At 49.8% G+C, this 20,833-nt stretch carries 21 protein-coding genes; 5 read left to right on the top strand and 16 right to left on the bottom strand.

Annotation, left to right across the window (positions count from 1 at the left end; translation table 11 throughout):
* Positions 1–5: 5 nt before the first annotated feature.
* Complete coding sequence (gene hcxA, locus LG381_RS20000) at positions 6–1,094, bottom strand: hydroxycarboxylate dehydrogenase HcxA (RefSeq protein WP_225762827.1); 1,089 nt, start codon at positions 1,092–1,094, stop codon at positions 6–8.
* Positions 1,095–1,202: 108 nt separating this feature from the next.
* Between hcxA and ybdL the strand changes: the two genes are divergently transcribed.
* Entirely contained in the window at positions 1,203–2,363 is a 1,161-nt protein-coding gene (gene ybdL, locus LG381_RS19995) for a methionine-oxo-acid transaminase (RefSeq protein WP_225762826.1), read from the top strand.
* Here ybdL and LG381_RS19990 read toward each other — a convergent pair whose 3' ends face one another.
* The 4 genes from LG381_RS19990 to dsbG all read right to left on the bottom strand — a co-directional run bounded on the left by LG381_RS19990 (position 2,364) and on the right by dsbG (position 6,187).
* A complete protein-coding gene (locus LG381_RS19990) occupies positions 2,364–2,993 on the bottom strand; it encodes a ParB/RepB/Spo0J family partition protein (RefSeq protein WP_000528559.1) in 630 nt (209 codons plus the stop codon).
* Positions 2,966–4,186 carry a phosphoadenosine phosphosulfate reductase gene (locus LG381_RS19985; RefSeq protein ID WP_085460506.1) on the bottom strand — a complete coding sequence of 407 codons (1,221 nt, stop codon included), beginning with the start codon at positions 4,184–4,186 and terminating at the stop codon, positions 2,966–2,968. The genes LG381_RS19990 and LG381_RS19985 overlap by 28 nt, the downstream gene beginning before the upstream one ends.
* A gap of 140 nt (positions 4,187–4,326) precedes the next feature.
* Positions 4,327–5,232, bottom strand: coding sequence for a LysR family transcriptional regulator (locus LG381_RS19980; RefSeq protein ID WP_000002457.1), 906 nt, complete (start codon positions 5,230–5,232; stop codon positions 4,327–4,329).
* A 208-nt stretch (positions 5,233–5,440) separates the two neighbouring features.
* A complete protein-coding gene (gene dsbG, locus LG381_RS19975) occupies positions 5,441–6,187 on the bottom strand; it encodes a thiol:disulfide interchange protein DsbG (protein WP_000913736.1) in 747 nt (248 codons plus the stop codon).
* A 373-nt stretch (positions 6,188–6,560) separates the two neighbouring features.
* Here dsbG and ahpC point away from each other — a divergent pair, with 373 nt between their 5' ends.
* On the top strand, positions 6,561–7,124 hold the full coding sequence (gene ahpC, locus LG381_RS19970; protein WP_000052796.1) for an alkyl hydroperoxide reductase subunit C: 564 nt from the start codon (positions 6,561–6,563) through the stop codon (positions 7,122–7,124).
* 244 nt (positions 7,125–7,368) lie between these two features.
* On the top strand, positions 7,369–8,934 hold the full coding sequence (gene ahpF, locus LG381_RS19965) for an alkyl hydroperoxide reductase subunit F (RefSeq protein WP_225762825.1): 1,566 nt from the start codon (positions 7,369–7,371) through the stop codon (positions 8,932–8,934).
* A 119-nt stretch (positions 8,935–9,053) separates the two neighbouring features.
* Here the strand turns inward: ahpF and uspG are convergent, their stop codons facing one another.
* From uspG to citC, 11 genes are all read right to left on the bottom strand, one after another.
* Complete coding sequence (gene uspG, locus LG381_RS19960) at positions 9,054–9,482, bottom strand: universal stress protein UspG (protein ID WP_010346594.1); 429 nt, start codon at positions 9,480–9,482, stop codon at positions 9,054–9,056.
* Positions 9,483–9,605: 123 nt separating this feature from the next.
* Positions 9,606–9,695, bottom strand: a complete 90-nt coding sequence (yldA, locus tag LG381_RS22455; RefSeq protein WP_016159109.1) for a small membrane protein YldA — start codon at positions 9,693–9,695, stop codon at positions 9,606–9,608.
* A gap of 142 nt (positions 9,696–9,837) precedes the next feature.
* Positions 9,838–10,248, bottom strand: a complete 411-nt coding sequence (rnk, locus tag LG381_RS19955; RefSeq protein WP_000089725.1) for a nucleoside diphosphate kinase regulator — start codon at positions 10,246–10,248, stop codon at positions 9,838–9,840.
* A gap of 229 nt (positions 10,249–10,477) precedes the next feature.
* Positions 10,478–11,284 carry a ribonuclease I gene (rna, locus tag LG381_RS19950; protein WP_225762998.1) on the bottom strand — a complete coding sequence of 269 codons (807 nt, stop codon included), beginning with the start codon at positions 11,282–11,284 and terminating at the stop codon, positions 10,478–10,480.
* 113 nt (positions 11,285–11,397) lie between these two features.
* The gene (gene citT, locus LG381_RS19945) at positions 11,398–12,861 is read right to left on the bottom strand and encodes a citrate/succinate antiporter CitT (RefSeq protein WP_000050310.1); all 1,464 of its coding nucleotides are present in this window, start codon (positions 12,859–12,861) and stop codon (positions 11,398–11,400) included.
* Positions 12,862–12,911: 50 nt separating this feature from the next.
* On the bottom strand, positions 12,912–13,790 hold the full coding sequence (gene citG / locus LG381_RS19940; RefSeq protein WP_225762824.1) for a triphosphoribosyl-dephospho-CoA synthase CitG: 879 nt from the start codon (positions 13,788–13,790) through the stop codon (positions 12,912–12,914).
* Positions 13,765–14,316, bottom strand: coding sequence for a citrate lyase holo-[acyl-carrier protein] synthase (gene citX, locus LG381_RS19935; protein ID WP_225762823.1), 552 nt, complete (start codon positions 14,314–14,316; stop codon positions 13,765–13,767). Before citX ends, citG begins: the two co-directional genes overlap by 26 nt.
* A gap of 3 nt (positions 14,317–14,319) precedes the next feature.
* The gene (gene citF / locus LG381_RS19930) at positions 14,320–15,852 is read right to left on the bottom strand and encodes a citrate lyase subunit alpha (RefSeq protein ID WP_225762822.1); all 1,533 of its coding nucleotides are present in this window, start codon (positions 15,850–15,852) and stop codon (positions 14,320–14,322) included.
* Between the two features lie 10 nt (positions 15,853–15,862).
* The gene (gene citE, locus LG381_RS19925; RefSeq protein ID WP_000622357.1) at positions 15,863–16,771 is read right to left on the bottom strand and encodes a citrate (pro-3S)-lyase subunit beta; all 909 of its coding nucleotides are present in this window, start codon (positions 16,769–16,771) and stop codon (positions 15,863–15,865) included.
* A complete protein-coding gene (gene citD, locus LG381_RS19920) occupies positions 16,768–17,064 on the bottom strand; it encodes a citrate lyase acyl carrier protein (RefSeq protein ID WP_000700703.1) in 297 nt (98 codons plus the stop codon). The genes citE and citD overlap by 4 nt, the downstream gene beginning before the upstream one ends.
* Before the next feature lie 14 nt (positions 17,065–17,078).
* A complete protein-coding gene (citC, locus tag LG381_RS19915; RefSeq protein WP_225762821.1) occupies positions 17,079–18,137 on the bottom strand; it encodes a [citrate (pro-3S)-lyase] ligase in 1,059 nt (352 codons plus the stop codon).
* 378 nt (positions 18,138–18,515) lie between these two features.
* Between citC and dpiB the strand changes: the two genes are divergently transcribed.
* Together dpiB and dpiA are read left to right on the top strand one after the other, a co-directional pair.
* Positions 18,516–20,174, top strand: coding sequence for a sensor histidine kinase DpiB (gene dpiB / locus LG381_RS19910; protein ID WP_000938911.1), 1,659 nt, complete (start codon positions 18,516–18,518; stop codon positions 20,172–20,174).
* Positions 20,143–20,823 (top strand): two-component response regulator DpiA, encoded by a 681-nt coding sequence (gene dpiA / locus LG381_RS19905; RefSeq protein ID WP_000126493.1) that lies wholly within the window; start codon positions 20,143–20,145, stop codon positions 20,821–20,823. Before dpiB ends, dpiA begins: the two co-directional genes overlap by 32 nt.
* The last annotated feature ends 10 nt before the right edge of the window (positions 20,824–20,833 follow it).

Here is a 20,833-nt window from a genome sequence, read left to right as displayed (position 1 = left end):
GTACGTCAGGCTTTAAACGATTCCACTTTTTTGAACGCTGCACGCAACGTATCTGGTGTCAGCGTAACAGGCAGGTAATGAATGGATTCCACCGGACGTAAGGTGTGGGCAATCACTTTGTCGATCTCCGCCTGATTATTGATATCCACTTCCAGCTCCGCCAGCGTAGTCGGCAGATGAAAACGGTGATACGCCTCGGTTAATTGCGCCAGCACATCATCTTGTCCCAGCAAGGCGCTTTGCACCAGAATGCCGTAGGCGACTTTGGTGCCGTGGAGAAACTTCTCGGTTTGCGGCAGCACAGTCAGACCGTTATGTACGGCATGAGCCGCCGCCACACGCGTAAAACGATCGCCCAGACCTCCCACCATTCCGCCCCCGGCGATAATGGCATCAACCACATCGCAAAATGATTGCGTTAACTGCTGATTTTGCTGATCGAGCAGCGCCTGTTCGCTACTGCTTAATAAAACATCGCGGATGGCCTGCGCATTATTGATCCCCAGCCGCACGGTTAGCGGCAAGGTTTCTGGTTGTGGAGCCAGCACCACCGCTTCATACCATTTCGCCAGTGTGTCGCCGATCCCCGCCAGTAGATATTGTTGTGGTGCTTTGAGGATAATCTCTGGTTCCACCAGCACCATAAAATTGGCGTCGTCGAAAATTTCATAATGTAGCGCCTGTCCGGCATCGTTATACCAGACGGAGAGCGGTGTCCAGGCGGCGCAGGTAGCGGCGATCGTTGGAACGGCAACAAACGGCAGACCGAGACGGCGAGCGAGGGCTTTCGCGGTGTCGAGCAGTGCGCCACCACCGACGCCAATCACCACGCTGCGATCGTCACCGGACTCAGCCGCCAGTTGATGTACATCGCTTTCGCTGCAATGACCGCGAAACAAAATATGCTTTGCTCCTGGCAGTTCAAACGCTGGTGGAAGTTTGGTTTGCGCCGCAGCAATGGCGCGTTCGCCGTAGATCCACACCGCGCGAGAAAGCTGTTCATCAGTGAAAAAGTCGTGCAGGTGATTGAAACTTCCTGGATGTGAAAAATAGTTAGCCGGGCCGACGACGACGCGGATAGGATTGTGAGGCATGTTGTGTTGTCCTTGTTGTTTTATTTAGACATCTAAACGTCTTGATTGCCAAATACTAGCATCGTGTTATAGTGCCTTCAACACGCAACTTCGTCAGGCACAATAAAAATGACAAATAACCCTCTGATTCCACAAAGCAAACTTCCACAACTTGGCACTACCATTTTCACCCAGATGAGCGCGCTGGCGCAGCAACACCAGGCGATTAACCTGTCGCAAGGCTTTCCTGATTTTGATGGTCCGCGCTATTTACAGGAGCGGCTGGCGTACCACGTTGCCCAGGGGGCAAACCAATACGCGCCCATGACCGGCGTGCAGGCCTTGCGCGAGGCGATTGCTCAGAAAACGGAACGTTTGTATGGCTATCAACCAGATGCCGATAGCGATATCACCGTAACGGCAGGGGCGACGGAAGCGTTATATGCAGCGATTACCGCATTGGTGCGCAATGGTGATGAAGTGATCTGCTTTGATCCCAGCTATGACAGTTACGCGCCCGCCATCGCGCTTTCGGGGGGAATAGTGAAACGTATTGCACTGCAACCACCGCATTTTCGCGTGGACTGGCAGGAATTTGCCGCATTGTTAAGCGAGCGCACCCGACTGGTGATCCTCAACACCCCGCATAACCCCAGTGCAACTGTCTGGCAGCAGGCTGATTTTGCCGCTTTGTGGCAGGCAATTGCCGGGCACGAGATTTTTGTCATTAGCGATGAAGTTTACGAGCACATCAACTTTTCACAACAGGGCCATGCCAGCGTGCTGTCGCATCCGCAGCTGCGTGAGCGGGCGGTAGCGGTGTCTTCGTTTGGCAAGACCTATCATATGACCGGCTGGAAAGTGGGCTATTGCGTTGCGCCTGCGCCCATCAGCGCCGAGATACGTAAGGTGCATCAGTATCTGACCTTTTCGGTGAATACCCCGGCGCAACTGGCGCTTGCGGATATGCTGCGGGAAAATCCTGAACATTATCTTGCACTACCAGACTTTTATCGCCAGAAGCGCGATATTCTGGTGAACGCGTTAAGCGAGAGTCGGCTGGATATTTTACCGTGCGAAGGTACATACTTTTTGCTGGTGGATTACAGCGCCGTATCTACCCTGGATGATGTTGAGTTTTGCCAGTGGCTGACGCAGGAGCACGGTGTAGCGGCGATTCCGCTATCGGTGTTTTGCGCCGATCCCTTCCCACATAAACTGATTCGTCTCTGTTTTGCCAAGAAGGAATCGACGTTGCTGGCGGCGGCTGAACGCCTGCGCCAGCTTTAGCTATTTAACCGTCCAGGCGCGGGAATATTGACGGTCGGCAAACAGTTCTTGCAGGCCGTTAATTTGCTTGAGGCGCAATACTTCGTCGCTATCCATACCCAGCTCTTTACTGATTTTATTATCGTCCCAACCTAACTGGCTGAGTTCTCGAACAATTTCTGACATTGCCGTGACCTGGTGGCGACCACGCGCCCGGTTGTGGCGAATAGTTGCAGCGATACGTTCGTTACGTGTTCCTTCCAGACAGGTGACCGGTAAATACCCTTTTAATCGCAATTTTAACGTGTTAGAGCCTTTACCAATTTCATGACGGTGAAAACCATCAACAATTTCAAGTGTGCTGGCTCGTGTATTGGTCACCACAATTGGCTGGGTAAAACCATCGATCTCAATTGATTTTTGTAGTAATCGTTTCTCTGGCGGCGCGACGTTATTCGGATTGTAATCATTGGGAGTGAGTTGGGTGTTCTTAACCCACAAAACACAATCGACTGGTTCGTCGCGAAATGGACTCACTTGATGGATCGCCGTTCTGATCTCATTGATCGCCTTAATGCGATCTTCTTCTGCCAGACTGGCGAGAAATTGAGTTAAATCCTGCGTTAATCGCTGCTGCATAGTATTCCCCATTCCTGACGTTTTCCTTTAATCCGTTCGTTATAACGTTGATAATTTTTGGCTTTTGTGGGGCTGAATGATAATGCCCGACACCAATAATCATTGTTGAGCAATACCTTGCAGATACGTCGCCAGGAAGGGACGTCTTTTGAGCCAATATCTCCATGCTGTGTCTGAGGGATCTCGATGCCTTTTTTTTGATACCAGTGCAAATAAACAGCAATTTTATTGCGATAATGTTCAGCCGTTTTTTCCGGCATACTGTTAAGCAGTAATAAGGCATATTCCTGCCAGTCTAGATGGTCGGGCTTAAGGATCTTCCTGTGACCATAAAATTGATTGTCATGACCTGCGTAAATTCCACCGCTTTTTATGCCACTGACCCGGGCGCACATTGCGGCCCATCGGTCAGGTTCAAGAACATGATATAGCCACAAACCTTGCCGTTGTTCTGGGCCAAAAGGTTCGCAGATTCGCATAAGACGCAGAGGGACGCCAGCCTGGTACATCAGGTTATACAAAGGGTTAGATAGAGACTGGTGTTTAGCATACCAGGTCCAGATATCGGCCACCTTCCAGTCATAAATGGGATAAATATACCAACAATGGCCACCTGGTGCGGCGGTGGTCCACGGTTTATCGTCAGCAAAACGTTGTTTATTTAAGCTGGCAATGGCGACGAAACGATTATAAGACTCGTCGGCACGGATACCGACCATCATTGCGGCTGGGCGATGTTGTGAAAACCATTCGGCAAATTCACGCACGAAATGTTCAAAGCTCATGCCAGATTGATAAAACGAGAAAAATGCGGGATCGGTTATCGCATCTTCTGGCGGTTGACGAACCCATTCAATATCAGGCTGCCAGCACTGCCATTCGGGTTGATATTGGGATAATGAATTTTGCGTTGTTAGCGGTAGTGCCACCCAATAAAACTCTTCGATAACATCGGCATACTGCTCACGTAGCGATTGAACATAGTCAATCGTACAAGAAAACTGAGCTTCCCAGTCGATAAACAGGACGTGTATTTTTTTTCCCATTTTTCTGGCCAGATCTGCGGTCAAATGGAGCATTAAGCCAGAATCTTTACCACCAGAAAAAGAGACGCATACGCGAGGCAGAGTATTAAGTGTCCAGGTGATACGGTCTTGTGCTGCTTCCAGGATATTGAGAGGTAGCGGAATTTTATAAATGGACATCTGAAGACGCTCTCTTAACGTGACCGTGAGAAAAGTGCGATAGTTTCCTGATTATAATATTAATAAATTAAAATGAGGTATCTTATTTTATATTCATATAATAAATCTTTCTGGCGGATATTATCCATACTGGCAGATGTTTAACAAAAGTTATCATTCAAGCGGTCAATAAAACGAGAGAAGCTCAGGTTGTTTAATGATGATTTATTATAGGAAATATAAAGAGTATTAGAAGGTAGATTTTGTTCTAGTTTTATTTGTTTTAATTGAAGGTTTTTTTGATAGTTACGATATAATTCGAAGGGGACAATACCCAGTAAATCGGTTACTGCAATAGTATTGACAATAGTAAACAGTGACGAGCTACGAAATGCTATTTTTCGGTTTGCCAGAATCGCTTCTATTTCCATCTGAAAATCTTCAAGGCCAGGTGCTTTTGATGCCAGGGAGGTGAACTCTTCATCAAGAATTTCTTCGCGGCTACTGTTTTCCGTTATTCTCGGATGGGTTGCGCTACAGATAAGCGTGTTTCGTATCGACTGAAAAGGCATGCAGATCACCGAGCGACTGATGACAGGCATTAATGTGATGACCAGATCTGCTTTGCGATAAGTCAATAAATCTTCGGCGCTTTCTGCTGACATCATAATGTCATGGTGTTCAATTTCTACGGCTGTATCTTGTCGTAGACATCCGATCAAAAGGCTACTGTTAGTTGAAGAGATGAGTTGCGGGCCATAAATAATAAATTTTTTCTTCAGTTCTGCTTTATTGACAATGTTGATAGTTTGTTCAAGGTTTTTAAGATTCTTCTCAAGGTGATGATGCAAATTTAACCCTGTTGTTGTTGGTGCAATACCTTTCCCGGAGCGAATAAACAAGGGGTCATTAAATTGTGCGCGTAGACGTTGTAAAGATTGGCTTACCGCAGAAGGTGTTATATATAACGATTCTGCGGCCTTGCTAATGCTAAGATGCTGATATATGCATTCAAAAATGACAAGCAAGTTTAAATCAAATTTTTTTAAGTCGTAAAGATTAGCCATGATGCACTCCATTCATATGCTTGCTCTCATAATATTCATCAAGTCAATGATATGGCTTTATGTATTTTTATATATTATGTTGTTTTACTTAATTTACGATTAAGTTTTTCTAAAATAGCATAGTTGGTATGAGTGGGGTGAACAATACTTGCGATTTTATGGATAACTGAAAAAGAGTGATCTATTCCAATTATCCATAAAATTTATGCTATTTATTTCCCATAATAATATTTAAGGTCTTTTGATCCGGTAATCCGACAGCCTGCTGCAATGTGTTCTCTTGACTCATGTAATAAATCGCAGGTGTGACATTTGCACCCAATTCGTCCATCAACGCCTCATTGGCACTTAGAATCTTCATCTGCTCCGGGCTCACGCTCCCGGAGAGGTTCAGCTTTAACTTGCCGCCTGATGCTTCATACTCTTGCCACGTTTTTGCCGGATCCTTAGACGCAAGGATTGCCGCCGCAGTGGCTGGGCTTTCGGGTTTTATCACGCCAACCAGTAGGGTACGAATTTGTACTTTACCGGCATCAACCCAGGGGCGCGCTTGTTGCCAGAATTGTTTGCAATATGGGCAGAAAGGATCGGCAAAAACATAAACCACGACGGGTGCATCTTTTTTACCGTCAAGTAACCAGCTTGATTGTTCCATGCGCTGCCACATTTCTCGTCCGGCAGGTGCGTAAATCTCTTTTTCAATAAGGGCGTTACTGAGGTTTTCTCCCTTTTCGTTGTACATATAGCCAGAGATGGCATGTTTGCCGTCAGGCGTAAGGTAGATAGTGACTCCCATGTCCTGATATTTCCCCAGATAACCTTTCATGCCACCCGGTGCATCGAACGATCTAATAATCGTAATCCCCTGTTTTTCAATCGCTTTAACGGGCGCAGGAAGCTCTTCGGCGTAAGCTAATCCTGGGAGTAGGGTTAAAAAAATTATCTTTTTTAACATTGCTTTGTCCTTTTCGTTCAGTGCAAATACACAATAAAAGGCTTAACCTATCACTGTCATAGTTAAGACCTTATGTCAGATGATTGCCCTTTGTTTATGAGGGTGTTGTAATCCCTCTCGTCGTTGCGATCATCATTGCAACACCGCAGCCTGTTGAACAGGCGCTGAAGATACCAAAGGGTAGTTCAGGTTATGCGGTCACCTGGAAAGGGGACCCTTTTTACTTTTTATCGCCGCTGGCGGTGCAAAGTTCACAAAGTTGTCTTACGAAGGTTGTAAGGTAAAACTTATCGATTTGATAATGGAAACGCATTAGCCGAATCGGCAAAAATTGGTTACCTTACATCACATCGAAAACACGGAGGAAGTATAGATGTCCTTGATTAACACCAAAATTAAACCTTTTAAAAACCAGGCATTCAAAAACGGCGAATTCATTGAAATCACCGAAAAAGATACCGAAGGCCGCTGGAGCGTCTTCTTCTTCTACCCGGCTGACTTTACTTTTGTATGCCCGACCGAACTGGGCGACGTTGCTGACCACTACGAAGAACTGCAGAAACTGGGCGTAGACGTATACGCAGTATCTACCGATACTCACTTCACCCACAAAGCATGGCACAGCAGCTCTGAAACCATCGCTAAAATCAAATATGCGATGATCGGCGACCCGACTGGCGCCCTGACCCGTAACTTCGACAACATGCGTGAAGATGAAGGTCTGGCTGACCGTGCTACCTTCGTTGTTGACCCGCAGGGTATCATCCAGGCTATCGAAGTTACCGCTGAAGGCATTGGCCGTGACGCGTCTGACCTGCTGCGTAAAATCAAAGCAGCACAGTACGTGGCTTCTCACCCAGGTGAAGTTTGCCCGGCTAAATGGAAAGAAGGTGAAGCAACTCTGGCTCCGTCCCTGGACCTGGTTGGTAAAATCTAAATTTCCTTCGTCTTTCACGCCATAGCGGCGTTGGCGTCGCCCGCTCACCCCGGTCACTTACTTGTGTAAGCTTCCGGGGATTCACAGGCTAGCCGCCTTGCTCTGGCGTGAAATACTTCGGAAATTCACCTAATTCTTCGGGTGCTGCGGCACCCGATTTTCTTCCCCGCACCATGATGCAAGCTGCATCCAGGTAGCCGATGAGGCCGCTTGCATGATGATGTTTAAAGCCCAGGAGATAAACATGCTCGACACAAATATGAAAACTCAACTCAAGGCTTACCTTGAGAAATTGACAAAGCCTGTTGAGTTAATTGCCACGCTGGATGACAGCGCAAAATCGGCAGAAATCAAGGAACTGTTGGCTGAAATCGCTGAACTGTCAGACAAAGTCACCTTTAAAGAAGATAACAGCTTGCCGGTGCGTAAGCCGTCATTTCTGATCACCAATCCAGGTTCCAACCAGGGGCCGCGCTTTGCAGGTTCCCCGCTGGGTCACGAGTTTACCTCGCTGGTACTGGCGCTGTTGTGGACCGGCGGTCATCCGTCGAAAGAAGCACAATCTTTGCTGGAGCAGATTCGCCATATCGACGGTGATTTTGAATTTGAAACTTATTATTCGCTCTCCTGCCATAATTGCCCGGACGTGGTGCAGGCGCTGAACCTGATGAGCGTACTGAACCCGCGCATTAAGCACACGGCGATTGATGGCGGTACGTTCCAGAACGAAATTACCGATCGCAATGTGATGGGCGTTCCGGCTGTGTTCGTGAATGGTAAAGAGTTTGGTCAGGGTCGTATGACTATTTCCGAAATCGTTGCCAAAATCGATACGGGTGCGGAAAAACGTGCGGCAGAAGAACTGAACAAACGTGATGCTTATGACGTATTAATCGTCGGTTCCGGCCCGGCAGGTGCAGCGGCGGCCATTTATTCCGCACGTAAAGGCATTCGTACCGGTCTGATGGGCGAACGTTTTGGCGGTCAGATCCTCGATACCGTCGATATCGAAAACTACATCTCCGTACCGAAAACCGAAGGCCAGAAACTGGCTGGTGCGCTGAAAGTTCACGTTGATGAATACGATGTTGATGTAATCGACAGCCAGAGCGCGAGCAAACTGATTCCTGCGGCGGTTGAAGGCGGGCTGCATCAGATTGAAACGGCCTCCGGGGCGGCGCTGAAAGCACGCAGCATTATCGTGGCGACCGGCGCGAAATGGCGCAACATGAATGTACCTGGTGAAGATCAGTATCGCACTAAGGGCGTAACCTACTGCCCGCACTGCGATGGCCCGCTGTTTAAAGGCAAACGTGTGGCGGTGATTGGCGGCGGTAACTCCGGTGTGGAAGCGGCAATCGACCTGGCAGGTATTGTTGAACACGTAACCCTGCTTGAGTTTGCTCCGGAAATGAAGGCAGACCAGGTATTGCAGGACAAACTGCGCAGCCTGAAAAACGTCGATATCATTCTGAACGCGCAAACCACTGAAGTAAAAGGCGACGGCAGCAAAGTGACCGGCCTTGAATATCGCGACCGTGTTAGCGGCGATATTCACAACATCGAACTGGCCGGTATTTTCGTCCAGATCGGTCTGCTGCCGAACACTAACTGGCTGGAAGGCGCAGTAGAACGTAACCGCATGGGTGAAATCATCATCGATGCGAAATGCGAAACCAACGTTAAAGGTGTGTTTGCTGCTGGTGACTGTACGACTGTTCCGTACAAGCAGATCATCATCGCCACTGGCGAAGGTGCCAAAGCCTCTCTGAGCGCCTTTGACTACCTGATTCGCACCAAAACTGCATAAGAAGAAGTAAGATTCACCTGCTATTGTTTAGCCGCCGGGGTCAAATCTGGCGGCTTTTTTTCGTTATAAAAAACCTGCCGGGATTGCTCCGGGCAGGGCATCATAAATACGTTAATCTGTTAACGAACGACTAATACAGGCAGGTTGGTGTGGCGGATCACACTGGAAGCATTAGATCCTAACAGATGAGTTGAAATTGATGGATTACGCGAACCGATAACCACGACATCTGCATTCAGTTCTTTGGCTAACTCGTTCACCTCATCTCGCACGCTACCAAAACGTACATGAGTTTTGATACGGGAGGGATCAATATTGAAATGACCAACCATTGTCTGCAGGCGTTCTTCCGCCTCATGTTGCAAATGCTCTTCGAAACGACGCACATCGGCAGCAAAACGGTGCAGACTAAGGCTTGCGGCGCCAGGTAATACATGGAGTAAATGAATTACACCATCATCCTGGGCGAGAAATTCAGCATGACGAACGGCTTTGTCGCTTAATTCCATTTCAAATACGTCTACCGGCATAATGATTGTTTTGTACATAAGCATTCTCTCCTTGCTGTTGCATGAATACATAACATCACATTATTGATTGCAGTTCTGTGATTTGCGACGTTGATTTTATATCTATTAAGTATTGATTGGTAAAATATATTCACATAAACACTACCAGTGTTGCTCAAGGTATAGCACCGCGACAACGAGTATTGCCGCGATGAAAATATAAAACACTGTAATACCAAGAGCTTCACTCATAATGGAGTCCGCAGGTTGATAACCAGTTCAGATTAGAACGTAGCGGGGAAGAGCAAAATGATAAGTCTGGTTGATATTTGAACAGAAAGAGGATGCGGATGCATCCTCTGGGCAAAGCGAGTAAACGCTTGTGCAGATGGGATTAAAGCAGGTAGTCGCCAGCGGCTTCAGGCTGGTATTCGAGTTCCAGCACTTCAAGGTGGGTTGCGGTGCCGCCCGGAAGTTCCCAGTGAATGGTATCGCCAACGCGAAGTCCCAGCAGTGCGGCACCCACCGGAGCCATCACGGAAAGCTGAGTATTGCTGTCGGTCATTTTGGCCGGATACACCAGTGTGCGTACACGCACTTCGCCATCGCTAAGATTGCGGAATTTTACCCGGCTGTTCATCGTCACCACGTCGTGTGGCATCTCTTCTGGCCGACACATTTGGGCGCGATCCAACTCTGCGTTTAACGCGTCGGCGATTGGCAAACCGGCATAGGCGGGTTGCTCCAGCAGAATATCGATGCGTTCGGCATCCAGGTCGTTAATGATGATAGTTGGTCTGGACATTTTTACTCCATGTCGTCGGTACTGCGAGTGTCGCAGATAAACATACCCAAAAGAAAACCCTCACCGTCAGGCGGCGAGGGTTTAACTCATATGATGATACTGACTGTTGCTCACTCTTTGAAGTGATATACGTCACATTCAGGTAATTCCTCAATGCAGCGCATTATGTATATATATTAACCATCATGTTTTACGTAAAACGCGCGACGACGTTTTACAGATCAGATGATTAATAACCCACTTTATCAATCACAAAGGCTTTGCCACAGTTGCCAGGGTGTGGTTGTGGTAAGAATGAGTTTGCTGAGAGCGGTGCGTTGATGGCGTCAGCTTTTATCGAAATCTGGATTTCAGTCAAATACGCCGGGTTACCCTGGCACGTTAACTTGACCGCTTTGACGTTCTCTTTCCCCCAACTTTTGGCAAAGGCCGCGTCAAAGTCACTGCGGCTTACGGTTTTACCGTAGTTATCCGCAAGGAATTTTCCGGCTGTGCTCTCTTTAATTTCTTGATTCAGACGCACCATCGTGCCGAAATAAGCGTCCGGGTCAAAACCAAAACAGGCACCATGTTTCGCGTATTCGTAACGTTCCAGACAGGAGCGTCCGCCAGCCCCTGGCATAACTTCACTCAGTTTAGCTGCGGTTTCCAGCGATAACCCGGTTTCCGGTGATGAACACATCCGGCTGGCGCGAGTTTCCGGCAAGTTCGGGATTGGACGAGTGGCGCATCCGAAGCGCATCCAGCGGCGTTCATCAACGCCACGCGCTGCGACTGATTTTGGCAACCCCGGCCACAGGCCATGTACGGTCAGAAAATCAGCTTTGTTGGTCGTTTCGGTTTGCAGGCGACATTCATCTCGTTCGTTACGATTTCGATCGTGTTGACTCTGGCAAAATCCTGTTTGCCAGGAGAGAGCCAGGACATAGCGGTCAAAATCGCCATACTGTTTTGCCTGCAACGCAGCGGCGTTGACAGAAGATAAGGAGAGCAGAGAAGCCGTCAGTAAAGCGGCGTTACGCCAGAATGCTTTCATAATGGGTGTGGAACTCATACATACACTGAATACTATCTATTAAATCATAAAAAAGCCCGCCAGGTGGGGTTACCTGGCGGGCGTGATGATTTATTCAGCGTTTGACGAACGTATTAGTTCCACATGGCGAGAATCGGCCAGCCTACCAGAAGCAGCATGGCAATATAAATCACCCCGAAGATAGCGCCAAGACGCCAGTAATCTTTCGATTTCACATAGCCACAGCCGTAAATAATCACCCCAGGACCGGTTGCATACGGCGTCAGACAGCCCATGATACCGATAGACAGCACCAGCAGGATACACAGTTGTTCCATTGGTACGCCCGGAATCCCTTTACCGACGGCCAGAATGACTGGCAGCATAGTTGCGGTATGCGCAGACAGGCTGGCAAACAGGTAGTGCGCAAAGTAGAAGACCAGAACCAGTACAATCACTGTTGCGTTTGGTGAGAAACCTTCCAGGTGCGTACTCATGGTGCTGGCGAACCAGTCGATAAAGCCAGAACGGGTCAGGCCATTAGCCATGACAACCAGCGTTGCCAGGTTAACCAGCGTGTTCCATGCGCTGTTATAGCGGGTAATGTCTTTCCACGGCACAACGTGCAGCGCCAGCATCAGCGAAACTGCCAGCAGGCCAACCGCAGTGGCGTTAATCACTTCGCTGCCAAATACCCACAAACCTAAGCTGAGCAGTACCAGGCCAATCAGCGTCCACTCTCTGCGTGTTAGCGCACCCATGGTTTTTAGTTCATCACCCGCCCAGGTTGCCACTTCTTCACTGTGTGTGATTTCCGGTTTGTACAGCACGTAGGAAAGCCACGGTGCAATGATAAGTAAGATAACCCCAACAGGCAGGAAGCAGAGGAACCACTGCAACCAGCTAATCTGGATACCGGCAATTTTGCTGACGAACTCCAGACCCAGCACGTTCGGTGCCGCGCCGGTGACAAACATGGAGGAGCTAAGGCTGGTACTGATGACCATCATCCACATTAAATAGCCGCCAATACGACGCGCGGACGGATCGTTCGGGAATGATTTAAACAGCGGCGGCAGGTTTTTAATGACCGGGAAAACCGTACCCCCGGTACGTGCGGTGTTAGACGGTGTAAACGGAGCCAGCAGGATGTCAATAATGACAATTGCATAACCCAACGTCAGCGTGCGTTTACCCATGAATTTCACCAGGAAAAGGGCAATACGACGGCCTAATCCGGAAACTTCATACCCTAATGCAAAGATAAATGCGCCAAATACCAGCCAGACAGTGGTACTGGAAAAACCAGCCAGTCCCCATTTCAGCGCCTGTTTTTGGGCATTAAAAGCGGGGTCAGCTAATTCTTTGGCGTCAAAGAGCAAGTAATTACTGCCAATAACGCAAATAGTCACTGCAATAAAACTGATCGCCGTTGCCGGAATTGGCTCGAGGATCATGCCGACAATCATTGCCACAAACACGGCGAAGTAATGCCATGCCTGCGGCGGCATACCGTCGGGTACAGGGATAAGAAACATGACGCCCATCACCACCAGTGGGGCCAATAATTTCCATATCTTATCTTTTGCTAAAGACATACGGGTTCTCCGAAAATTAATATTTCCAAATTTATCAAGTGCTTAAATTATTAAATCTGTGCTAAAAACCAGGTAAGGATCAGCAGGTCGGCGCTGCCGCCTGGACTGAGATTTCGTTCGATACACTCCCTGTCGAACTGCCGGAGATAATCGAGATCGGCGGGGGTTCGGATGCCCCCTTTTTGCAATAATGTTTGCGCCTGGCGCTGTAGCCAGCGCAGGCCCCCCTCGCCACCGCGCGATGCGACGTTGGTATCGCCGTTGATCGCCATCAGTAGCAATAAGGTATCGAGCAATGCCAGTTCAGGATCTAACCCCTGATCCAGCAGTGTGAGGTAGTGCGGGAGGGCGCGGTTGGTAACCAGCGGGTAACCCGCTTCGGCTTCACCGCGTGCACCGGTAAGGCCAAGCTGCTGGTATAACCGTTGACCTGCCGTCAGTTGTGGATTATTGGTGCGCAGTTCGCGATCGATCAGACCATGGCAGAAACTGGCTGCCGTCGCACAAACGGTTTTGGGCGTTACCGGCTGGTTGAGCTGAAGCAAACGACCAATTGCCGCACACATCAGCCCTAAAGAAAAAATACTGCCTTTATGGGTGTTTACACCAGCGGTAGCGCGGAACATATCGCCTTCGCAGGCCATACCAATTGGGCGTAATCCGCTGAGTACTGATTCTGGTGCCATTTCTGCACTACAGGCACCAAATTCAATGAAACGTGGTAGCCAGCCCTGAATCGCCAGCGCGCTACGGTGGAAATCTTCCAGCGACATATCTTTGTGCGCACCGCAGTTAATGCGATCCACGAGACCGGGTTTCGGTGACAGATTGACTTCAGTCAGCATGGCGCGCCAGCCCAGCAGGGCGTAGTCATTGATTAATGACGTCGCAAGCTTTGTGGTTTTAGTTGACGTTGCAGGTATCGACATCGTTCAGCAGCGCCTCCATACGGTTGAGTAAATCGGTCAGTTGGTGGGTTTTCCCACGCGCACAAACTGCCGCACTTTGCTCGCACAACAGGCAGCGGCGAGGCGGCAGTGAATAATTGCGGCGGGAGAGAATTTCGCCTTCGGGCGTCAGGACATCGATATCCCACAAACGTCCAAGAGCATGACTATGTTCAAGCTCAATGGTGGCGAGCTTGAGGTCGCGAGCCGGTACGGCAATGCTCAACATGCCCTCCGGCCCGCTGGCGGAAACCAGTGCAGCCTGCTCCTGAATTTGCCAGCCCTGTTTTGCGGCTAAAGCACGCAGGGCAGTCACACCATGATTAAAAATCCGGCGTGTGACCTCGCTGTCTTTAATCGGCCCAGGCGCAACCACGGTAAAGGAGACCAGTGGAACAGGATGGCGCTTGAGCCAGGCGTGTTGCCGTGCTTGCCTTTCATCCCGGCTGATGAGCAACTCGGGAATCGAAACCGCATGGTGGCTGGCGAGTTCAGGGAGCAGGTGCATGGCTTATTCCTTCACCTGATGTACAACATCAATCACTGAGCCATCGCGGTAACGCACGACGGCAACGACGCGGTCGGTGAATTCAATCGGCTGTGGTTCACCGGTCAACAGACGCGCACGTTCGCGCAGCCACTCAATGGAAACCACTTTAATGCCCGCTTCCTGCAGACGTTCTGCCAGTTCAGGACGTGCCGGGTTAACAGCGATACCGTGGTCGGTAACCAGGATATCGACGCTGGAACCCGGGGTGATGCAGGTCAGCACGTTATCCACCAGAGTCGGAATACGACCGCGCACCAGCGGTGCGACGATGATGGAAAGGGCGGATGCAATCGCGGTATCGCAGTGACCGCCGGAAGCGCCACGCAGTACGCCGTCAGAGCCAGTCAGCACGTTGACGTTGAACTGGGTGTCAATTTCCAGCGCGCTCAGTACCACCACGTCGAGACGATCAACCGATGCACCTTTCGAACCCCAGTTGGCGTACTGGTTGGCGCTGATTTCGATATGATTCGGGTTACGAGCCAGCGATTGCGCAGCGTGGCTGTCAAAGCTCTGCACATCCAGCAGTTTGCGGATCAGCCCTTTTTCGTGCAGATCAACCATCGTTGCGGTAATGCCGCCGAGGGCGAAGTCGGCGCGAATATCGCGGCTACGCATTTTGTCTTCCAGAAAACGGGTTACCGCAAGCGAAGCGCCGCCGGTGCCTGTCTGCATGGAAAAACCTTCTTTGAAGTAGCCAGAGTTGACAATCACATCTGCTGCGCTGCGGGCAATCAGCAGTTCGCGCGGGTTAGTGGTCATACGGGTCGCGCCTGCGCCGATTTTTGCGGCATCGCCAACGCGATCAACTTTGACGATCAGATCAACCTGATCCTGTTCAATACTGGCCGGGTTATGCGGATAAGGCAGCAGTTCCTCGGTGAGCATGACTACTTGTTTCGCATTGTCGGCATCGACCATCGCATAGCCGAGGGAGCCGCAGCAGGCTTTACCGGTGTAACCGTTGGCATTACCGAATGCATCACAGGACGGGACGCCGAGAAAAGCAACGTCGATATTCAGTTCACCGCTCTGTACCAGATGTACACGACCGCCGTGAGAGTGGATTTGTACCGGTTCAGCCAGCAGACCACGGGAGATTTCTTCCGCCAGTGGGCCGCGCAGACCAGAGGTATAAATGCGGGTGACCACTCCCTGACGAATATGTTCTACCAGCGGTGCATGGCAGTCGCTCAAAGAGCTGGACGCCAGTGTCAGGTTTTTAAAGCCCATCTTCGCGATGACGTCCATCACCATATTGACGGTCAGGTCACCGCCACGGAAAGCGTGGTGGAAGGAGACGGTCATGCCGTCCTTTAAACCAGAACGACGAATAGCGTCTTCCAGGTTGGCGCACAGTTTGCGATCGCGCGCTTTTTCAGCCTGGTAGGTTTGCTTTGGCGAGTTCTGGAAAGCGGCAAGATCGCATTCAGCGCGACGATTCCAGGCCGCTACCCGTTCTTGTCGTTGAGATTGTTCAATTTTCTGCGTCATTTTGATTGCCTTATTCTTCGCGGATGCCGGAAAGTTCTGCGCGGGAGAGCACCAGACGGGCACGATCGATAACCGGACCGTCAACCATCTTGCCGTTCAGGGAAACCACACCGAGGCCTTCGCGAGCGGCGGCTTCAGCGGCTTCTACGACGCGGCGTGCGTGATCCACTTCTTTCTGGGTTGGTGCGTAGAGGTTGTGGAGCAGATCAATCTGACGCGGGTTGATCAGCGATTTGCCGTCAAAGCCCAGCTGTTTGATGTGGGCGGCTTCTTGCAGGAATCCGGCTTCGTTGTTGGCGTCGGAATAGACGGTATCGAACGCCTGGATACCGGCAGAGCGCGCGGCTTGCAAAATGGAGCAGCGAGCGAACAGCAGTTCCGTACCTTCCGGTGAGCGTTCAGTGCGCAGGTTACGCACGTAGTCTTCCGCGCCCAGCGCGATACCGATTAAACGTTCAGATGCGTGAGCGATTTCTACCGCGCGGGTAATACCCAGCGGAGATTCAATTGCCGCCAGCAAACCGGTGCTGCCCGGTTCGCGTCCACAGGCTTTTTCAATACGCAGGATCTCTTTTTCGATATCCAGCACATCCTGAGCGGTATCAGTTTTCGGCAGACGCACAACGTCTGCACCGCCGCGAACGACAGCTTCCAGGTCGTTAACACCCCATTCGGAATCCAGCGCGTTTACACGCACAATGGTTTCAATGTCGCGATACAGAGGATGTTGCAGTGCGTGGTAGACCATGCGGCGAGCGGTGTCTTTTTCACGCAGCGCCACGGAGTCTTCGAGGTCAAACATCAAGGCATCAGCCGGGTAGATGAAAGAGTTGCTGACCATCGCGGCATTAGCGCCAGGCACAAACAACATGCTGCGGCGGGTGCGGGTTTTACGTTGTTGCAGCGAAGCGGAAATCATTGGCAATCCTCCCATGGCAGAGCCGGGATACCGCTGGCGCGCGCCAGCAGGGCTTCCAGTCGTGCACGTAAAATGCAGTCCAGTGCGCCTTTGTCATCGACATTCAGCTGTACGCCGCGCACGTTATAGCGGGCGAGAACGTCCAGGATGGTGGTGCGAATCGCATCACCAAACTGTTTCTCAACGCTGCTGTTGATTTGCAGGTCGATATCCTGCGTATCGAGCGGGGCGATGCGTATCATCACATCCCCAGACTCAAGGGTGCCTGCAACGGCGGGCTGGTTTATTTTCATTTTTCACCTGTTTCTCATGCGGGGGTCTTTTGACGAGCTGCCGCGTCCTGACGGGAGTGTTCAAGCAGATTCTGCAAGTAATGCAGCGTGGCTGCCGGAACCAGCGGCGCGATAGCCGTGAGATCGTTTTTCACCAGCAGTTGGCGTACCCGGGAAGCGGATATCGGCATCTCCTGGTAACGCAGCCGCTCAATTTCAACCAGTTCAATGGGCGGTGCGGAGATAGTCGGTGTTTCCAGCCAGTAGCGCATATCCTGGTTGTACTGGGCGGTCACGCGGCAATAAGGTTCAGTACCGACAAAGCGATGGGTAACGCCCAATGCTGGAGCGAGGTACTGACGGAAAATCTTCAGATCAATTTCGGTGTAGCAATGGTTAATGACGCTCTGTTCTTTAATGAAGTAGCAGGGGAACGTGGCGCGGGAGATGATGTATTCGGAGCCGCGATGCACGGTCAGGCGCGGAATATCGGCGGTGCCTTTCAACACCAGATCCAGCCGGTCTTCATAGGGAAAGCGCGAAGAATCTTCTTTGACTAAAAACAGATGCAGCCAGTCACACTGTGCCGCTGCCTGTTGAATCAGATAACGGTGACCGTTAGTAAAGGGATTGGCGTTCATCACAATGCAGCCAATTTTGTTCCCTTCATGACGAAATTTTTTTAGTGACTCGGCATAGCGTTTCAGACGTGTGGCACTGTTTTCCATCAACACCATCACGCCTGGTACGCTGGTCAGCGTGTAAAAACCGCACTGGCGGAACAGCGCCTCGTATTCGGTTTTGGTATAAATAAACAGATGCGTGCTGTGCCGTTCATAGGCGAGGTTTATCAGTTCGGTGGCTAATGTCAGCGCCAGTCCTTCACCGCGAACAGATTCGCTGATAGCGACGCACTTAATAATATTTCCGGCGATTCCACCGCAAGCGATAAGCTTTTCATTGCGGGTTACGGTAATAAATACTTCGACTGTTGTGTCAACGCTCAAATTATTGTCATGCAGAAATTGGGCAATTTCTGCCATTTTTTTATTTTCTGAACGTTTTACCCGGGTGAAAATATCATTGCCGAACATAATAAGTCATATCCTGAAGGTATGTGTTGTTATCAATTTGCAATGAATGTTAGTCAGTGTTGCAAACTGATAACCTTTTATTTTCAGTTGGGAGAAAGGGCAGCGAGCGAGGTATATCTGTTTCTCCTTTTGCCATACATCCTAAGGAGTATTGTGGCGTGAAATTTTGATTTATTTCACATAGAGTTAGTGGTTTTTTATTTATTTAATGGTTTTAAGTTTTTTAATTAATGTAATTGCGGATTAGTGCGTGGTTTTAAGTTATTTAATTGATTTAATGAATGAATTTTGCCACGATCATATTTGATTTTTATATATCGAGATTCAACATTTTAATTACATTCACCAAAAGACAGGGTTTACCCCGCAAGGAAAACAATGTTGCAGTTTAATGAGAATAAACAGTTTGCTTTTTTCGAACGACTGGCATTTCCGTTGCGTATCTTCCTGCTGATTCTGGTGTTCTCAATATTTGTCATCGCAGCACTGGCGCAATATTTTACGGCCAGTTTTGAGGACTATTTAACGCTTCATGTGCGCGATATGGCAATGAATCAGGCGAAAATTATTGCCTCCAATGACAGCATCATCACGGCGGTTAAAGCGCGTAATTACAAACGGCTGGCGACCATTGCCGATAAATTACAAAGAGATACTGATTTTGACTATGTGGTGATAGGTGACCGCAACTCGATCCGCCTTTACCATCCTAATCCCGAGAAAATTGGTTATCCTATGCAATTCACCAAACCCGGCGCGCTGGAGAAAGGGGAGAGCTACTTCATCACGGGTAAAGGGTCGATAGGTATGGCGATGCGTGCCAAAACACCGATCTTTGATGATGATGGCAAAGTCATCGGCGTGGTGTCGGTGGGTTACCTTGTCAGTAAAATTGATAGCTGGCGTGCCGAATTTTTATTACCAATGGCCGGCGTATTTGTCGTGCTGCTGGGTATTCTGATGCTGTTGTCGTGGTTCTTAGCCGCACATATCCGCCGCCAGATGATGGGGATGGAACCGAAGCAAATTGCGCGGGTTGTTCGTCAGCAAGAGGCGCTGTTTAGTTCGGTTTATGAAGGGCTGATTGCAGTGGATCCGCACGGTGACATAACCGCCATCAACCGTAACGCAAGAAAAATGCTGGGGCTGAGTTCCCCTGGGCGGCAGTGGCTGGGCAAACCCATTGCAGAGGTGGTCAGACCCGCCGATTTCTTCACCGAGCAGATTGATGAAAAACGCCAGGATGTGGTGACAAATTTTAACGGCCTGAGCGTCATTGCTAATCGGGAGGCTATTCGTTCTGGTGACGATTTACTGGGGGCAATTATCAGCTTTCGTAGTAAAGACGAAATTTCCACCCTCAATGCACAACTGACGCAAATTAAACAATATGTCGAAAGCCTGCGCACATTGCGTCATGAACATCTCAATTGGATGTCTACGCTCAATGGTCTGTTGCAGATGAAAGAGTATGATCGCGTGCTGGCGATGGTTCAGGGGGAGTCCCAGGCTCAGCAACAGCTTATTGACAGTCTGCGCGAAGCCTTTGCCGATCGCCAGGTGGCGGGGCTGTTGTTTGGTAAAGTACAGCGCGCCCGCGAACTGGGGCTAAAAATGACAATCGTCCCCGGCAGCCAGCTTTCTCAACTGCCGCCAGGGCTGGACAGCACTGAGTTTGCGGCGATTGTGGGCAACTTACTCGATAACGCTTTCGAAGCCAGTTTGCGCAGCGATGAAGGGAATAAGATAGTCGAGTTATATTTGAGTGATGAAGGCGATGATGTGGTGATAGAAGTCGCCGATCAGGGTTGCGGTGTCCCAGAGGCTCTGCGCGACAAAATATTTGAGCAGGGCGTCAGTACGCGTGCTGATGAACCCGGTGAGCATGGCATTGGGTTGTATCTTATTGCCAGCTATGTAACGCGCTGCGGTGGAGTTATCACTCTTGAAGAGAATGACCCCTGCGGTACTTTATTTTCAATCTATATTCCGAAAGTGAAACCTAATGACAGCTCCATTAACTCTATTGATCGTTGAGGACGAAACGCCGCTGGCAGAGATGCATGCGGAATATATTCGTCATATTCCCGGATTCAGTCAGATATTGCTGGCGGGAAACCTGGCGCAGGCCCGAATGATGATCGAGCGTTTTAAGCCGGGGCTTATCCTGCTGGATAACTATCTCCCTGACGGTAGAGGTATTAATTTACTGCATGAACTGGTGCAGGCGCATTATCCCGGTGACGTGGTGTTTACTACTGCTGCCAGCGATATGGAAACGGTATCTGAAGCAGTACGCTGTGGTGTGTTTGATTATCTGATCAAGCCAATTGCTTATGAGCGTCTGGGACAGACATTGACCCGTTTTCGCCAGCGTAAACATATGCTGGAAAGTATTGATAGTGCCAGTCAGAAGCAAATTGATGAGATGTTTAACGCTTATGCGCGTGGCGAACCGAAGGACGATCTTCCGACTGGTATTGATGCGTTGACACTTAACGCAGTGCGGAAACTTTTCAAAGAGCCAGGTGTGCAACATACGGCGGAGACGGTAGCGCAGGCATTGACCATCAGTCGCACTACCGCCAGACGTTATCTTGAATATTGCGCCAGCCGCCATCTTGTTATTGCTGAAATTGTTCACGGTAAAGTTGGCAGGCCGCAGCGCATTTACCACAGTGGCTGAAGAGAGTGCC

This window comes from Escherichia sp. Marseille-Q3837 (assembly GCF_916618735.1).
GTDB lineage: Bacteria > Pseudomonadota > Gammaproteobacteria > Enterobacterales > Enterobacteriaceae > Escherichia > Escherichia ruysiae.
The sequence above is the reverse complement of the archived record's forward strand: the minus strand, read 5'-3'. Positions and strand labels throughout refer to the sequence as shown.

Excerpts from the sequence above, each read along its gene's own strand:
- rna (WP_225762998.1), bottom strand. The coding sequence starts at position 11,284 with ATGAAAGCATTCTGGCGTAACGCCGCTTTACTGACGGCTTCTCTGCTC.
- citF (WP_225762822.1), bottom strand. The coding sequence starts at position 15,852 with ATGACGCAGAAAATTGAACAATCTCAACGACAAGAACGGGTAGCGGCC.
- ahpF (WP_225762825.1), top strand. The coding sequence starts at position 7,369 with ATGCTCGACACAAATATGAAAACTCAACTCAAGGCTTACCTTGAGAAA.
- dpiB (WP_000938911.1), top strand. The coding sequence starts at position 18,516 with ATGTTGCAGTTTAATGAGAATAAACAGTTTGCTTTTTTCGAACGACTG.
- uspG (WP_010346594.1), bottom strand. The coding sequence starts at position 9,482 with ATGTACAAAACAATCATTATGCCGGTAGACGTATTTGAAATGGAATTA.
- LG381_RS19985 (WP_085460506.1), bottom strand. The coding sequence starts at position 4,186 with ATGTCCATTTATAAAATTCCGCTACCTCTCAATATCCTGGAAGCAGCA.
- citT (WP_000050310.1), bottom strand. The coding sequence starts at position 12,861 with ATGTCTTTAGCAAAAGATAAGATATGGAAATTATTGGCCCCACTGGTG.
- citX (WP_225762823.1), bottom strand. The coding sequence starts at position 14,316 with ATGCACCTGCTCCCTGAACTCGCCAGCCACCATGCGGTTTCGATTCCC.
- dpiA (WP_000126493.1), top strand. The coding sequence starts at position 20,143 with ATGACAGCTCCATTAACTCTATTGATCGTTGAGGACGAAACGCCGCTG.
- rnk (WP_000089725.1), bottom strand. The coding sequence starts at position 10,248 with ATGTCCAGACCAACTATCATCATTAACGACCTGGATGCCGAACGCATC.
- ahpC (WP_000052796.1), top strand. The coding sequence starts at position 6,561 with ATGTCCTTGATTAACACCAAAATTAAACCTTTTAAAAACCAGGCATTC.
- citD (WP_000700703.1), bottom strand. The coding sequence starts at position 17,064 with ATGAAAATAAACCAGCCCGCCGTTGCAGGCACCCTTGAGTCTGGGGAT.
- LG381_RS19990 (WP_000528559.1), bottom strand. The coding sequence starts at position 2,993 with ATGGGGAATACTATGCAGCAGCGATTAACGCAGGATTTAACTCAATTT.
- LG381_RS19980 (WP_000002457.1), bottom strand. The coding sequence starts at position 5,232 with ATGGCTAATCTTTACGACTTAAAAAAATTTGATTTAAACTTGCTTGTC.
- hcxA (WP_225762827.1), bottom strand. The coding sequence starts at position 1,094 with ATGCCTCACAATCCTATCCGCGTCGTCGTCGGCCCGGCTAACTATTTT.
- yldA (WP_016159109.1), bottom strand. The coding sequence starts at position 9,695 with ATGAGTGAAGCTCTTGGTATTACAGTGTTTTATATTTTCATCGCGGCA.
- citG (WP_225762824.1), bottom strand. The coding sequence starts at position 13,790 with ATGTCGATACCTGCAACGTCAACTAAAACCACAAAGCTTGCGACGTCA.
- citE (WP_000622357.1), bottom strand. The coding sequence starts at position 16,771 with ATGATTTCCGCTTCGCTGCAACAACGTAAAACCCGCACCCGCCGCAGC.
- dsbG (WP_000913736.1), bottom strand. The coding sequence starts at position 6,187 with ATGTTAAAAAAGATAATTTTTTTAACCCTACTCCCAGGATTAGCTTAC.
- citC (WP_225762821.1), bottom strand. The coding sequence starts at position 18,137 with ATGTTCGGCAATGATATTTTCACCCGGGTAAAACGTTCAGAAAATAAA.
- ybdL (WP_225762826.1), top strand. The coding sequence starts at position 1,203 with ATGACAAATAACCCTCTGATTCCACAAAGCAAACTTCCACAACTTGGC.